Genomic DNA, 13,588 nt, shown 5'->3' with positions numbered 1-13,588 from the left:
TTTCTATGTGAAATCAGCCGCTTGAGGATGGTCTATGGTTGATGCGCAACGTTTCAAAAAAGTTTGATGCACCAGTTTGAGTCCTGACGATTCGGACAACTTGCCTGGCATTCAGCCTGAGTGAACAGGCATGTCGCCGAAGACTTGCTGGATATATGAATAAAAACAGTTGGTTGTAACGTTTTATGGAACTGCCCGATGCGTAATCGAGTGGACCGGCACGTTTATTGATGTCCCGGCACCTTGATGAGCAAAAAATAATTCAAAGAACAGTGGAGCGGCCATGCAACAGATCAGATCGCAAGTGACCGAGCGCAACGGTTTATATGAACTCGAAGCCGGCAGCGACGTCCTCGACAGTCCCCGTTACAACCACGACATGGCACCCACCAAGTTGCATGAGCGAACCTGGAACAAATGGCACATCACCGCGCTGTGGATCGGCATGGCGATTTGCGTGCCGACCTACACCTTGGGTGGCGTGCTCACCGCGTATTTCGGGCTGTCCGTGGGTGAGGCGCTGCTGGCGATCCTGTTTGCCAACATCATCGTGCTGATCCCCCTGACGCTGAACGCTTTCGCCGGCACCAAGTACGGCATTCCGTTTCCGGTGCTGCTGCGTTCGAGCTTCGGCATTCTCGGTTCCAATATTCCTTGCCTGATCCGCGCCCTGGTCGCGTGTGGCTGGTTCGGGATTCAGACGATGTTCGGCGGGTTGGCCATTCACCTGTTCCTGGGCTCGGTGTTCGAGGGCTGGAAGTCGTTGGGCGGCACCGGCGAAGTCATCGGTTTCATGGTGTTCTGGGCGTTGAACCTGTGGGTGGTGATTCGCGGCGCCGAGTCGATCAAATGGCTGGAAACCCTGTCCGCGCCGTTGTTGATATTGGTCGGTGCAGGCCTGCTGGTGTGGGCGCTGCCGAATGTGTCGATGACCGAGTTGCTGGCGATCCCGGCCAAGCGTCCTGAGGGCGCGAGCGTGGCGGGTTACTTCGCCGCCGGCCTGACCGCGATGGTCGGTTTCTGGGCCACCTTGTCGTTGAACATTCCCGACTTCAGCCGCTACGCCAAAAGCCAGAAAGACCAGATCATCGGGCAGATTATCGGCCTGCCGCTGACCATGTTCCTGTTCGCCTCGCTGGGCGTGGTCATGACCGCCGCTTCGGTGAAACTGGTGGGCGTGACCGTCTCCGACCCGGTGACGCTGATCGGGCATATCCAGAGCCCGGTCTGGGTCGCGCTGGCCATGGCGCTGATCATCATCGCCACGCTGTCGACCAACACCGCGGCCAACATCGTGTCGCCAACCAACGATTTTCAGAACGTCGCGCCCAAGTTGATCAATCGCACCAAAGCGGTGTTGCTCACCGGGGTGGTGGGGTTGTTGCTGATGGGGCATGAGCTGCTGAAAAAGCTTGGGTTGATCGTTTCAGACCTGAGCCTGGAGACGGTCTACTCCAACTGGTTGCTGGGGTATTCCAGCTTGCTCGGGCCGATTGCCGGGATCATGGTGGTGGACTATTTCCTGATCAAGAAACAGCAACTGGACCTGGCCGGGTTGTATCGCGATGACGTTTACCCGGCGTGGAACTGGTTCGGCTTTATCGCGTTCGGTGTGCCGGTGGTGTTGACGCTGCTGTCGCTGGGCAGCGACGCGTTCAGCTGGTTTTACAGCTACGGCTGGTTTACCGGCTCGGCGTTGGGCGGGGTGATTTATTACGGGTTGTGCTCGTTGCGGCCTAGCCCCTCTGTCGCGAAATCTGCGGTGTAGCGGATGGCCCCTTCGCGAGCAGGCTCGCTCCCACGTTAGGAATGCGGTCCCCTGTGGGAGCGAGCCTGCTCGCGAAGACGGCCTCGACAACACCAAAGCACTACCAGAAAAAATCTATAACAACTGCCTGAGGAGATCACCATGAACGCAGCCGTAGACGTTCTGCAATCCACCCATCAGCACATCAACCGCGACCGCCTGTGGCAATCCCTCATGGAACTCGCCAAACTCGGCGCCACGGTCAAGGGAGGTGTCTGCCGCCTGGCCTTGACGGACCTCGATCGCCAGGCCCGCGACATCTTCGTCAACTGGTGTAAAGACGCCGGCTGCACCGTCAGCGTCGACGCCGTCGGCAACATCTTCGCCCGCCGTCCGGGCCGCAACCCGAGCCTGCCACCGGTCATGACCGGCAGCCACATCGACACCCAACCCACCGGCGGCAAGTTCGATGGCTGCTTCGGCGTGCTGGCCGGCGTCGAAGTGCTACGCACCCTCAACGACCTGAACATCGAAACCGAAGCGCCGCTGGAAGTGGTGGTCTGGACCAACGAAGAAGGCTCGCGCTTCGCCCCATGCATGATGGGCTCCGGGGTCTTCGCCGAAAAATTCACCCTCGAAGAAACCCTTGCCAAGGTCGACGCCGAAGGCATCACCGTGGGCCAGGCACTCAACGCCATCGGCTACGCTGGTCCGCGTCAGGTCAGCGGCCATGCGGTCGGCGCTTATTTTGAAGCGCACATCGAGCAAGGGCCGATCCTCGAAGACGAGCACAAAACCATCGGCGTGGTGATGGGCGCGCTCGGCCAGAAGTGGTTCGATCTGAAACTTCGCGGCGTCGAAGCCCACGCCGGCCCGACCCCTATGCACCTGCGCAAGGACGCCCTGGTCGGCGCCGCCGTGATCGTCGGTGCGGTCAATCGCGCCGCGCTGGGCCATCAACCCCACGCCTGCGGCACCGTCGGTTGCCTGCAAGCCTACCCGGGCTCACGCAACGTCATCCCCGGCGAAGTGCGCATGACCCTCGACTTCCGCCATCTGGAGCCGGCACGCCTGGACTCGATGATCGCCGAAGTCCACCAAATCATCGAAACCACCTGCGATGAACACGGCCTGACCTTCGAACTCACCCCGACGGCAGACTTCCCGCCGCTGTACTTCGACCCAGGCTGCGTCGACGCGGTGCGCAACGCCGCGCAAGGCCTGGGCTTGTCGCACATGGACATCGTCAGCGGAGCAGGGCACGACGCAATCTTCCTCGCCGAACTCGGCCCTGCCGGGATGATCTTCGTGCCATGCGAAGGCGGCATCAGCCACAACGAAATCGAAAACGCCGCGCCGGATGATCTGGCGGCGGGGTGTGCGGTGTTGCTGCGGGCGATGTTGGCGGCGTCGGCAGCGATTGCCAGCGGTGAACTGGCCGCCTGAAATGCCTGACTTGGGGATTTTCATCATGCGTAATCCGGGCAAACTGGCGGGGTTGCGGGATTCGTTGGACATGCAGTCCGGCCCCGACTGACACCCCTCGAAACCTGTGGGAGCGAGCAAGCTCGCTCGCACAGGTTCTTTGCACGATCCCACTCCTGCGCGGTCGTAATCTTCACTGGGCGCCGTGCATGGGTGCCGCTAAATGTGTGGAGATCCAATGAGCCAGGACGTCCTGAGCACCGAAACCAATCGTCGCCAGCTACAGCAGATTATTGCCGGTTTGTCCGACGGCGTGATTCTGCTGGAGCTCGATCAGACGATCCTCTGGGCCAATGACGCAGCGCTGGCCATGCACGGTCTCGGGCAGATCAGCGAACTGGGCGCCAACGCCCGGGAGTACGCCAAGCGCTTCGCCTTGCGCTATCGCAACAATCACCCGGTGCCGAAGGAAAATTATCCGATCAGTCGCGTCGCCCGGGGCGAAACGTTCAGTGATGTGCTGGTTGAAGTGAGTCCGACCGGCGATGAGGAGCGCCTGTGGGTGCACCGGGTGCGCAGCATGGTGCTGGCCGACAGCGCCGGTGAGCCGGAGTCGCTGGTGCTGATCATGGACGACGTCACCGAATGGGCCAGCGCCGAGCAGCGCTTCGAAAAGACCTTCAATGCCAACCCGGCTCCGGCCGTGATCTGTCGCCTCAGTGATTTGCGCTACATCAAGGTCAACAGCGGTTTTCTGGAGATGACCGGTTTCACCCGCGATCAGGTGATCGGCGTATCAACCTATGAACTGGACATCCTTGAAGGCGCCGAAAAGAAAGACCTGGCCATCGAGCGTCTGCGCGAGCACGCCACGATCCCACAGATGCAGGCAGAGTTGCGTTTGGCTGACGGTGGCAGCAAACAGGTGATCGTTGCCGGGCAGCCGCTGGAATTGAACGAAGAAGACTGCATGCTGTTTTCGTTCGTCGACATGGAGCCCCGGCATAAAGCCGAAATTGCCCTGCGCCAGAGCGAGGAGCGCTTCGCCAAGGCCTTTCGCCTGACACCGGTGCCAACGCTGGTGTGCAGCGCGCAGGATCAAGTGGTGATCGACGTTAACGAAGCCTTTCTCGACACCCTGGCGTATCCCAGTGAGGAAGTGCTCGGCAAGACCCTCGCCGAGATCGACTTCATCGACGACAAGGCCGCACGCACGCAGCTGTTTGCGGCGCTGGAGAAGGCCGGGAGCCTGGACCGCGTCGATGTCAGGGTCCGCAAGAAAGACACGCTCCTGATCGACTGCACGATCTCGGCCGACACCGTGAATATTCAAGACAGTCCCTGCTATTTGTTGGTGTTGATGGACATCACAGAACGCAAACGCACCGAGCTTGAACTGGTCGCGGCGATCGAGGAGGTGATGAAAGATGCCTCCTGGTTCAGCCGTACGCTGATCGAAAAACTCGCCAACGTGAAAAGCGTCAACTCACCAAAGTTACCCAGCGTGTCCTTCACCGACCTGACGGCTCGCGAGCGCGATGTGCTCGGCCTGATCTGCGAAGGGCTGGCCGACAAGGAGATCGCCGTGCGCCTGAAACTGGCGCTGAACACGGTGCGCAACCACGTGTCGACGGTGTATTCCAAGCTTGGCGTCCACAGTCGCAGCGAGGCGATCGTGTGGGCGCGCGAACGCGGATTGTTCTCCAGTGAATGGCGCCCAAAGGGCCAGCGCTAGGGTGCAAATGCACTAGCGCAGGCGGTGCAAATGGGGGTGTTGGTGCCAGACACCAGTCCTTAGTCTGTCAGGGTGCGAAAGGAGTCTTTGACCCCTTCGCGTCCTCTACGAAACAGCTCAAGGAACTGCCCTATGTGTCGCCCACTCAACAGCGTTTCAATCGACGAGGTTGCGAGTCAGCCGAAGGGGGAATCGCAATGATTTACCTGACGCAATTGCGTACGCTGCTGGAGCAACACTTTTCACCTCGTGCCTGCGAATGCAGCGTCTCGGGAGACAACTCGGTGACGGTAAAGCTGTATCACCCGGACTCGGGTGAGGTCGACCTTGTGGTCAGCGGGTTGAAGGTATCGAGCCTCAGTTCGCCGCAAGCGGTGGCGTCGCTGATTGAAGAGCTGCGTTACGAGTTGCAGAGCAATAGTTTGCATCGCCCAGGCGAGAATCAGTAAGAGCTGTCGTTTTTCGGGATAAAAATCGGCCTGAGGGGTTCATTTGCTGGCATTGGCCGGTAGCTGGGCTATAAGAAATGCGAGGGTAAAATTTTCTGTGACCGCTCCGCGACTTCGCGGTGTTGTTGTCGTGTCGCGGAAAACGTCGATTACTTACCACAGGTCAGCCTATGAACAGTCTTGGAAAACGTGCTTTTTCGCCGCTGTCGCTTGCCTTCTGCATTGCGATCCTCAGTGGTTGCTCCAGTCCGCCGCCTCCACCACCTCCGCTTCCCCCGGTAGAACGCCACTGCGAAAAACTCGACAATACCGAAGTGTTGGGCGAACCGAGAGCGGAGAACGGGCAAGTAACCCGGATGACTACGACTACGCGTTGCATTACCCAGTAACCCGCGTTAACTGCCCATAGTCAGTCAAGACACAGAACCTGTGGGAGCGAGCTTGCTCGCGATAGCGGTGGTCCAGTCGACAGTGATGTTGAATGTCAGTCCGTCATCGCGAGCAAGCTCGCTCCCACAGGGATTGTGGTTGGCAGCCCGTAACAGGTTGTCTCAAGGCTGCCTTTCGTTCATATCGATGAATCAAATCAGGACAAAAACCCACCGTCCACATTCAGCGAAACCCCAGTGGTGTAGCTCGACGCATCACTCGCCAGATACAACACCGCGCCCGCCATTTCACTCGGATCAGCAACACGCTTGAGCGGAATCTGCTGCAATGCAGTCTTCAGGATCGCATCGTTCTTGACCAGCGCCGAGGCAAACTTGGTGTCGGTCAGGCCCGGCAACAGGGCGTTGCAGCGGATGCCGAATTGCGCGCATTCCTTGGCGAATACTTTGGTCATGTTGATCACGGCGGCCTTGGTCACCGAGTAGATGCCCTGGAAGATGCCCGGCGAGACGCCGTTGATCGAGGCGACGTTGATGATGCTGCCGCCACCGTTTTCGCGCATGATTTTGCCGGCTTCCACCGACATGAAGAAGTAGCCGCGGATGTTGACGTCGACGGTTTTCTGGAAGGCGCTGAGGTCGGTGTCCAGCACGTTGCAGAACTGTGGGTTGGTCGCTGCGTTGTTGACCAGAATGTCGAGACGGCCGAACTGTTCCTTGATGCCGGCGAAGACCTGGCTGATCTGTTCCATTTCACCGATGTGGCAAGCCACGGCGGTGGCTTTGCCGCCGGCGGCGATGATCGCGTCGGCCACATGCTGGCAACCGTCGAGCTTGCGGCTCGAGACGATGACGTGGGCGCCTTGCTGGGCCAGGAGTTTGGCGATGGCTTCACCGATGCCACGGCTGGCGCCGGAAACGAAAGCGATCTTGCCGTCGAGGTCGAACAACTGAGTCTTGGACATGGGGTTCTCTTATGAAAAGTCTTGTTATTGGGCCAGGCGCGTAATCAAAGGCTGGATTTCTGGATGACTTGCAGGCTCATCTGCTCCAGCAGTTTGTTCATGTGAATGAACTGCGCGAAGCGTTTGTCCTGGGTCTGACCATGGAAGAAGCGGTAGTAGATTTGCTGCACGATGCCCGCCAGGCGGAACAGGCCATAGGTGTAATAGAAGTCGAAATTGTCGATCTGGATGCCCGAGCGTTCAGCGTAGTAGTCGACGAATTCACGGCGGGTCAGCATGCCCGGTGCGTGGCTGGGCTGGCGGCGCATCAGCTGCACCGGTGCCGGGTCGCCGGCTTCGATCCAGTAGGCGAGGGTGTTGCCCAAATCCATCAACGGGTCGCCGAGTGTCGTCAGTTCCCAGTCGAGCACACCGATGATTTGCATCGGGTTTTGCGGGTCGAGGATCACGTTGTCAAAGCGATAGTCATTGTGGACGATGCTGGACGTCGGGTGGTCGGCCGGCATCTTGTCGTTGAGCCAGGCTTTGACCACGTCCCACTGCGGTGCGTCCGGGGTCAGGGCTTTTTCGTAGCGATCGCTCCAGCCTTTGATCTGGCGGGCGACATAGCCTTCGGGTTTACCGAGATCACCCAGGCCGTAGGCGTTGTAGTCGACGCGGTGCAGTTCAACGAACTTGTCGATGAAGCTTTTGCACAGGGCTTCGGTTTTTGCCGAATCCAGACCCAGTTCCGGCGGCAGTTCGGAGCGCAGGATGATCCCGTTGACCCGTTCCATCACATAGAACTCGGCGCCGATCACCGATTCGTCGGTGCAGTGCACGTAGGCTTTGGGGCAGTACGGGAAGCCGTCCTTGAGCTGGTTGAGAATGCGGAATTCGCGGCCCATGTCGTGGGCGGACTTGGCCTTGTGGCCGAACGGCGGGCGACGCAGGACGAATTCCTGCTCAGGGTATTCCAGCAGGTACGTCAGGTTCGATGCGCCGCCGGGAAACTGGCTGATCTGCGGCAAACCACTGAGGCCCGGAATGTGTGCCTTGAGGTACGGATCGATCAGGCTGGCATCAAGTTCTTCGCCAGAGCGGATACGGGTGGACTGGTCAGTAAGCGCCATGCTTATCCCTTCTGCTTATTTTGGAGGCCTGCGACTATTGGCTAATCTAATCCGCGCACCCGGCACCCACAACCATGAACGGCCCTTATAGGTGAGCGTGTTGCCGGGCAATCATTGCTTTTGATACACCTGTTTGAATGAACCTCAAATCACAGCGCTGCTCAGCGATGACGGCAGTTCGATGGGGGTCAACACCGGGTTGCCGGAGAAGAACGCCGCCAGATTGCGTCCCACCAGTTCGACGGTGCCTTGTGTCGCTTCCGGGGACAAACCCGCCACATGAGGTGTCAGGATCACGTTTGCCAGCGACTTGAGCGCCTCCGGCACATGCGGTTCGGCATCGAACACGTCGAGTGCGGCACCGGCAATGCGTCGTTGCTCAAGCGCACTGATCAGATCGGTGCTGACGATCACGCTGGCGCGGGCGATGTTGACGAGGAACCCGTTGGGCCCCAAGGCCTCAAGGACAGGCTTGTTGATCAGGTGTTTGGTGCCAATGCCGCCAGGGGTGGCGATGATCAGGAAATCCGAGGTGCGCGCCAGTTCGGTGGGCGTTGAGCAGAAGGTGTAGGGCACATCGCTGCGATGCTGGCGGTTGTGGTAGCTGACCGTCATGTCGAAGCCATTGGCGGCGCGTTTGGCGATGGCCATGCCGACAGCGCCGAGGCCCAGGATGCCCAGGCGCTTGCCAGCGAGGGAAGGGCGCATGATCTTTGGCCACTCACCGCGACGCACCGCCGCATCACAGCGCGGGATGTCACGCACCAGCGCCAGCAGCATGGCCATGGCGTGGTCGGCGACCGATGACGCATTCACCCCGGCACCGTTGGTCACTGTAATGCCGCGGTCGGCGGCGGCTTGCAGGTCGACGTGTTCGTACCCGGCGCCGATCACGCAGATGATCTTGAGATTGGGCAGGGCGGCGATTTCATCGGCATATAGACCCAATGGGCCGCGTGTCAGCACGGCATCGATCTGCGCGCCATGACGGCTGATGGCCGCCGCGCGTTCGGCGGGGGTCGGGGCAAGTATCAGGTGGAAACCCTGATGTTCGAGAATCGGCAAGTAATCATTGATGGTTTCAACCAGTACCAGAACGGTTGCAGGCATGCTGCGCTCCTGTGGGCATCGGAATTGTCGGGGCTCGAACGTTGCTTCAGATTGCGGGCTCCCGAACAGTTTAGCAACGGCCAACAGTCGCACACGCGGATGTTCAGTTTGATGAACCCTTTGAGGTCAGAAAGGTGCGTGCGGCGTCGAGAATTTCATCCGATACCGCCTCACCGCGGCTGGCGCGGGCCAGGGTCAGGGCACCCACCATCAGCGAGTACTCCACCAGCGCCTGTTGCCGATCGGCATCAATATCGCCTGAGTCCAGCAGCGAGCCATAGGATTTCAGCAACCGGTTGAGCCCCTCCATGAAGGTCTGACGCAAACCACTGTCGGCCGCTTCGTGGCACATGTCCCCGGCAAAGGCCGCCACCGGGCAACTGTCCCCCGGGTTGTCGCGGCTGGCCTGCGACAGGTAAGGCTCGATCAGCGCACGACGGGCGGCATCCTTGTCGTCGACATGGGCGGCGATCCGTTCCCGCCAGCGTTCAGCCGACTGCTCGAACGCCCGACCACTGGCTTCCTGCGCCAATGCCTCCTTGGACTCGAAATGCCCATAGAAGCCGCCATGGGTGAGGCCTGCGGCGCCCATGACGTCGACGACACTGATGCCGTGCACGCCTCGCTCGCGAAACAGCCGCGTGGCGGCCTCGACGATGATTTCGCGGTTGAGGTCGGCTTGCTTGCGGGAAACTCGGGGCATCAGTGGCTCACAGGTATAAAAGGTGGGGAATCAAAGGGCGTATTGGGCAATCCCGTTGCCGAACGACCAGTTCTCTTTTTTCACTTCCACCAGATTGATAAAAATATCCTCCTGGCGTACCGCCAGTTCGCGGTTCAGGCTCTCGGCGATGGTTTTGTAGAGGAGTTTTTTCTTCTCCTCCGTGCGGCCTTCGCTCAGCGTGATCTGGATGATGATCAGATTGTCGGTGCGGTCGATGCCCAAGTATCCGGGGTCGAAGATGAAATGGTGTTCATCGTGTTCCGTCAGGATCTGGAAGTTATCGTTCTCCGGGACCGCAATGGCGCTGTGCATGGCCGCGTAAATCAGCTGGCCGACGCGTTTGGCGAAGGTAGGGTCTTGGTGTTTTTTGATGTCGACACGAACCAGTGGCATGGGATGTCTCCAGAAAAAGGCTGATCAGATAAAAATACATGACGGATGTCCTTTATCAAGCGAAAGCTGTTATCCGGCGATGAAACACCTGCATGTCTTTGTGGGTGGCCAGGAGGCTTTGCTGATACCCCGAAATCAATGTGGGAGCGAGCCTGCTCGCGAAAGCGGTGGCTCAGTCGACATTGATGTTGAATGTCAGTCAGCCTTCGCGAGCAGGCTCGCTCCCACAGGGAATGTGTGTGGGGCAGAAGGATTTACAGTCTCCCGCGTAACGTCCTGAAAACTGATGCGCACAACCATTCTTCAGCTAAGTCTTTGCTTCTGTTCATTAATCCCGGACAATCGCGCCCCTGTTTCGACCAGGGCGCTGCCTGTCGGGTTTTTCCGACTCGTCCTGGCCGGGTAGCAACTGACCGGAATGCGGAGATCCCACCGGATGAATGATCAGGCCAATAGCGTCGACAAACGCTATGTAGCGGCGGCACCAGCAACGCTTGAGAGCTGGAATCGTCATGACACCACTTGGATGCTGGGCCTGTTTGGCACGGCCATCGGGGCCGGCACGCTGTTTTTGCCGATCAATGCGGGGCTGGGCGGTTTCTGGCCGTTGCTGATCCTGGCGGTGTTGGCGTTCCCCATGACTTTCTACGCACACCGTGGCCTGACCCGCTTCGTGCTGTCCGGACGCGAAGGCGCCGACATCACCGAAGTGGTGGAAGAACACTTCGGCATCAAGGCCGGTGCGTTGATCACCTTGCTGTATTTCTTCGCGATCTTCCCGATCCTGCTGATTTACAGCGTGGCGCTGACCAACACCGTGGGCAGTTTCCTTGAGCATCAACTGCACATCATGCCGCCCCCGCGCGCGGTGCTGTCGCTGGTGCTGATTCTCGGCCTGCTGGCGGTGGTGCGTTGCGGTGAGCAACTGATCGTCAAGGCCATGAGCCTGATGGTCTACCCGTTCATCGTCGCGCTGCTGTTTCTGGGGGTGTACCTGATTCCACACTGGAACGGCGGCATTCTGTCCACCGCCAGCACGCTGCCTGAACCGTCGGCGCTGCTGCACACGTTGTGGCTGGCGATTCCGGTGATGGTGTTCTCGTTCAACCACTCGCCGATCATCTCGGCGTTTGCGGTCGACCAGAAGCGCCGTTACGGCGAACACGCCGAAGAGCGCAGCTCGCAGATCCTGTCCCGCGCCCACCTGCTGATGGTGGTGATGGTGCTGTTCTTCGTCTTCAGTTGCGTGCTGACCCTGTCGCCGGCACAACTGGCTGAAGCCAAGGCGCAGAACCTGTCGATCCTGTCGTACCTGGCCAACCACTTCAGCAACCCGACCATCGCCTTCGCTGCGCCGTTGATTGCCTTCGTGGCCATCTCCAAGTCGTTCCTGGGCCACTACATCGGCGCCAGCGAAGGTCTCAAAGGCCTGATCGTCAAAAGCGGCAAGCGCCCGGCACCGAAGACCCTGGACCGCATGACCGCTGCGTTCATGCTGGTGGTGTGCTGGATTGTTGCGACGCTGAACCCGAGCATTCTCGGGATGATTGAAACCCTCGGTGGTCCGGTCATCGCGTCGATTCTGTTCCTGATGCCGATGTACGCGATCCGCAAGGTGCCAGCGATGGCGCGATATCGCGGGCAGGCGTCCAATGTCTTCGTGACGGCGGTGGGCCTGGTGGCTATTACAGCATTGATCTACTCGCTGACCGCGTGATCGTTCGGCCTGCTCGCGCAGCGCCGGATAGACAGCTACAGTGGCCGCTGCACGTGATACGTGCAGCGGTTTTTTTTCGCCTGGAGACACCGGATTGCCCAGCGCCTCAGCCCAAAATCTCACTGAACGACCCAATCGCTGGCAGGATTTGCTGGCCGGGTTGTCGATAGCCGGCCTGTTGCTACCCGAAGCAGTCGCGTATTCAAGCATCGCCGCCGTCGCCCCGCAGGCCGGGGTGATCGCCTTGTTTGCCGGTTTGCTGTGTTATGGGCTGTTCGGCACCAGCCGTTTTGCCATTGTCTCGGCAACATCCTCGTCGGCAGCGGTGTTGGCTGCCGCCACCGCAACGTTGGCCAACGGCGATCCACAGTTGCGCTCGACGTTGGCCATCGGCCTGGTGCTGGTGACTGGCGCGTTCTTCCTGCTGGCCGGGCTGTTCAAGTTGGGCAGCGTGACCTCGTTCATCGCCAAACCGGTGCTGCGCGGTTTTGCCTTTGGCCTGGCGCTGACCATCATCCTCAAGCAAGTCGCCAGTGTGGTCGGTGTGCACCTGAGCGACGGCAATCTTGTGCGTTTTCTGCCGCAACTGCTGGAGCAACTGCCGCAGTGGAATTGGGTGGCGGCGAGTGTCGCCGCTGTGGCGTTGGCGTTGCTGGTGCTGTTTGCAAGGTTCCGGCGCTTGCCGGGCGGCTTGCTGGTGGTGGTGATCGGCATTGCGGCCAGCCAATGGTTGAACCTGCCGGCGTATGGCGTGAAGTTGATCGGCGTGATCGATTTGAGCCTGGAGGTGCCGAAGCTGCCTGTATTGCCCTTCACGGACTGGTTACGCCTGGGCGAATTGGCCTTTGCCATGGTGATGATCCTGTACGCGGAGTCTTACGGCTCGATCAGTGCCTACGCGCTCAAGCATGGCGACCGCATCTCATCCAACCGCGATCTGCTCGCGCTGGGTGCGTCCAACCTGTTATCCGGGCTGTTTCATGGCATGCCGGCAGGGGCCGGGTATTCGGCAACGTCGGCCAATGAAGCGGCGGGTGCCACGTCACGACTGGCCGGCGGCGTGGCGGCGCTGGTGGTGTTGCTCATCGTTTTGACCGTGTTGCCCTTTATTGCCCTGACCCCGGAGCCGATTCTCGCCGCCATTGTCATCCATGCCCTGGCCCGAGGCTTGAGCCTGCAACCGCTGGGGCGCTATTTCATCTGGCGGCGCGACCGGTTGCTGGTCATCTGCGCGGTGGCCGCCGTGCTGGTGCTGGGTGTGCTGGACGGGTTGCTGCTGTCGGTGGCAATCAGTGTGGTGTTGATGCTCAAGCAAATGTCGGCGGCGGACATTCAGATCCTCGGGCGCATTGATGGCGGTCACGACTTCGTGGACCTGCAACGCCATCCGACGGCGCAAGGGGTGCCAGGCGTGTTGATCGTCCGGCCGGGGGAGGCGTTGTTCTTTGCCAACGTCGAGCGGATTCTGGGCAGCACGTTGCACTTGATCCGCCATTCGCAAACGCCGATTCATTCGGTGATTCTGAGTCTAGAGGAATCGCCGGACCTGGATGGCACCAGTATTGAGGCGTTGCAGGCGTTTTTTGTGCGGGTGCGGGGGGAAGGGAAGCAGTTGGTGTTGGCGCGGCTCAAGGATTCGGCGCAGAACGCGTTGGCGGTGTTGCCGGAAGTGAATGAGACGCAGGTGATCCTCAGCGGCTTGAGCGTGGATGGCGCGGTACTTCAAGCCCTCAAGACCAACGCATAACCCTGTGGGAGCGAGCCTGCTCGCGAAAGCGGTGTGTCAGTCGACATCATCGTTGATTGATCCACCGCCTTCGCG

Annotated in this window: 11 protein-coding genes; 6 read left to right on the top strand and 5 right to left on the bottom strand. The window is 59.9% G+C overall.

The window, feature by feature from the left end:
• Positions 1-283: 283 nt before the first annotated feature.
• The 4 genes from AC07N8_RS20050 (at position 284) to AC07N8_RS20035 (ending at position 5,356) form a co-directional block, all read left to right on the top strand.
• A complete protein-coding gene (locus AC07N8_RS20050) occupies positions 284-1,768 on the top strand; it encodes an NCS1 family nucleobase:cation symporter-1 (RefSeq protein WP_483839601.1) in 1,485 nt (494 codons plus the stop codon).
• Between the two features lie 141 nt (positions 1,769-1,909).
• Complete coding sequence (locus AC07N8_RS20045) at positions 1,910-3,193, top strand: Zn-dependent hydrolase (RefSeq protein WP_483839600.1); 1,284 nt, start codon at positions 1,910-1,912, stop codon at positions 3,191-3,193.
• A 217-nt stretch (positions 3,194-3,410) separates the two neighbouring features.
• Complete coding sequence (locus tag AC07N8_RS20040; protein ID WP_493145792.1) at positions 3,411-4,907, top strand: helix-turn-helix transcriptional regulator; 1,497 nt, start codon at positions 3,411-3,413, stop codon at positions 4,905-4,907.
• Between the two features lie 197 nt (positions 4,908-5,104).
• A complete protein-coding gene (locus AC07N8_RS20035) occupies positions 5,105-5,356 on the top strand; it encodes a DUF1652 domain-containing protein (RefSeq protein ID WP_483839598.1) in 252 nt (83 codons plus the stop codon).
• Positions 5,357-5,942: 586 nt separating this feature from the next.
• On the opposite strand, the gene AC07N8_RS20030 is transcribed toward AC07N8_RS20035, so the two are convergent.
• From AC07N8_RS20030 to AC07N8_RS20010, 5 genes are all read right to left on the bottom strand, one after another.
• A complete protein-coding gene (locus tag AC07N8_RS20030) occupies positions 5,943-6,710 on the bottom strand; it encodes an SDR family oxidoreductase (RefSeq protein ID WP_007948679.1) in 768 nt (255 codons plus the stop codon).
• A gap of 44 nt (positions 6,711-6,754) precedes the next feature.
• Positions 6,755-7,822, bottom strand: a complete 1,068-nt coding sequence (locus tag AC07N8_RS20025) for a phosphotransferase family protein (RefSeq protein ID WP_123435664.1) — start codon at positions 7,820-7,822, stop codon at positions 6,755-6,757.
• Between the two features lie 144 nt (positions 7,823-7,966).
• Positions 7,967-8,932 carry a 2-hydroxyacid dehydrogenase gene (locus AC07N8_RS20020; protein ID WP_483839596.1) on the bottom strand — a complete coding sequence of 322 codons (966 nt, stop codon included), beginning with the start codon at positions 8,930-8,932 and terminating at the stop codon, positions 7,967-7,969.
• A gap of 103 nt (positions 8,933-9,035) precedes the next feature.
• Positions 9,036-9,635, bottom strand: coding sequence for a TetR/AcrR family transcriptional regulator (locus AC07N8_RS20015; RefSeq protein WP_483839595.1), 600 nt, complete (start codon positions 9,633-9,635; stop codon positions 9,036-9,038).
• 30 nt (positions 9,636-9,665) lie between these two features.
• Positions 9,666-10,049, bottom strand: a complete 384-nt coding sequence (locus tag AC07N8_RS20010; protein ID WP_493145793.1) for a tautomerase family protein — start codon at positions 10,047-10,049, stop codon at positions 9,666-9,668.
• A 436-nt stretch (positions 10,050-10,485) separates the two neighbouring features.
• Between AC07N8_RS20010 and AC07N8_RS20005 the strand changes: the two genes are divergently transcribed.
• Both AC07N8_RS20005 and AC07N8_RS20000 read left to right on the top strand, forming a co-directional pair.
• The gene (locus AC07N8_RS20005) at positions 10,486-11,766 is read left to right on the top strand and encodes a serine/threonine transporter (protein ID WP_483844125.1); all 1,281 of its coding nucleotides are present in this window, start codon (positions 10,486-10,488) and stop codon (positions 11,764-11,766) included.
• Between the two features lie 94 nt (positions 11,767-11,860).
• Positions 11,861-13,513 (top strand): SulP family inorganic anion transporter, encoded by a 1,653-nt coding sequence (locus AC07N8_RS20000; protein WP_493145794.1) that lies wholly within the window; start codon positions 11,861-11,863, stop codon positions 13,511-13,513.
• Positions 13,514-13,588: the final 75 nt, after the last annotated feature.

This window comes from Pseudomonas sp. GW821-FHT10C09, from assembly GCF_059415465.1.
Note: the sequence above shows the minus strand (reverse complement) of the source record. Positions and strands in the feature narration are given on the sequence as shown.

What these genes read in the sequence shown, in the direction of transcription:
- AC07N8_RS20020 (WP_483839596.1), bottom strand. Translation starts at nt 8,932, where the DNA reads ATGCCTGCAACCGTTCTGGTACTGGTTGAAACCATCAATGATTACTTG.
- AC07N8_RS20025 (WP_123435664.1), bottom strand. Translation starts at nt 7,822, where the DNA reads ATGGCGCTTACTGACCAGTCCACCCGTATCCGCTCTGGCGAAGAACTT.
- AC07N8_RS20030 (WP_007948679.1), bottom strand. Translation starts at nt 6,710, where the DNA reads ATGTCCAAGACTCAGTTGTTCGACCTCGACGGCAAGATCGCTTTCGTT.
- AC07N8_RS20035 (WP_483839598.1), top strand. Translation starts at nt 5,105, where the DNA reads ATGATTTACCTGACGCAATTGCGTACGCTGCTGGAGCAACACTTTTCA.
- AC07N8_RS20010 (WP_493145793.1), bottom strand. Translation starts at nt 10,049, where the DNA reads ATGCCACTGGTTCGTGTCGACATCAAAAAACACCAAGACCCTACCTTC.
- AC07N8_RS20050 (WP_483839601.1), top strand. Translation starts at nt 284, where the DNA reads ATGCAACAGATCAGATCGCAAGTGACCGAGCGCAACGGTTTATATGAA.
- AC07N8_RS20040 (WP_493145792.1), top strand. Translation starts at nt 3,411, where the DNA reads ATGAGCCAGGACGTCCTGAGCACCGAAACCAATCGTCGCCAGCTACAG.
- AC07N8_RS20045 (WP_483839600.1), top strand. Translation starts at nt 1,910, where the DNA reads ATGAACGCAGCCGTAGACGTTCTGCAATCCACCCATCAGCACATCAAC.
- AC07N8_RS20005 (WP_483844125.1), top strand. Translation starts at nt 10,486, where the DNA reads ATGAATGATCAGGCCAATAGCGTCGACAAACGCTATGTAGCGGCGGCA.
- AC07N8_RS20015 (WP_483839595.1), bottom strand. Translation starts at nt 9,635, where the DNA reads ATGCCCCGAGTTTCCCGCAAGCAAGCCGACCTCAACCGCGAAATCATC.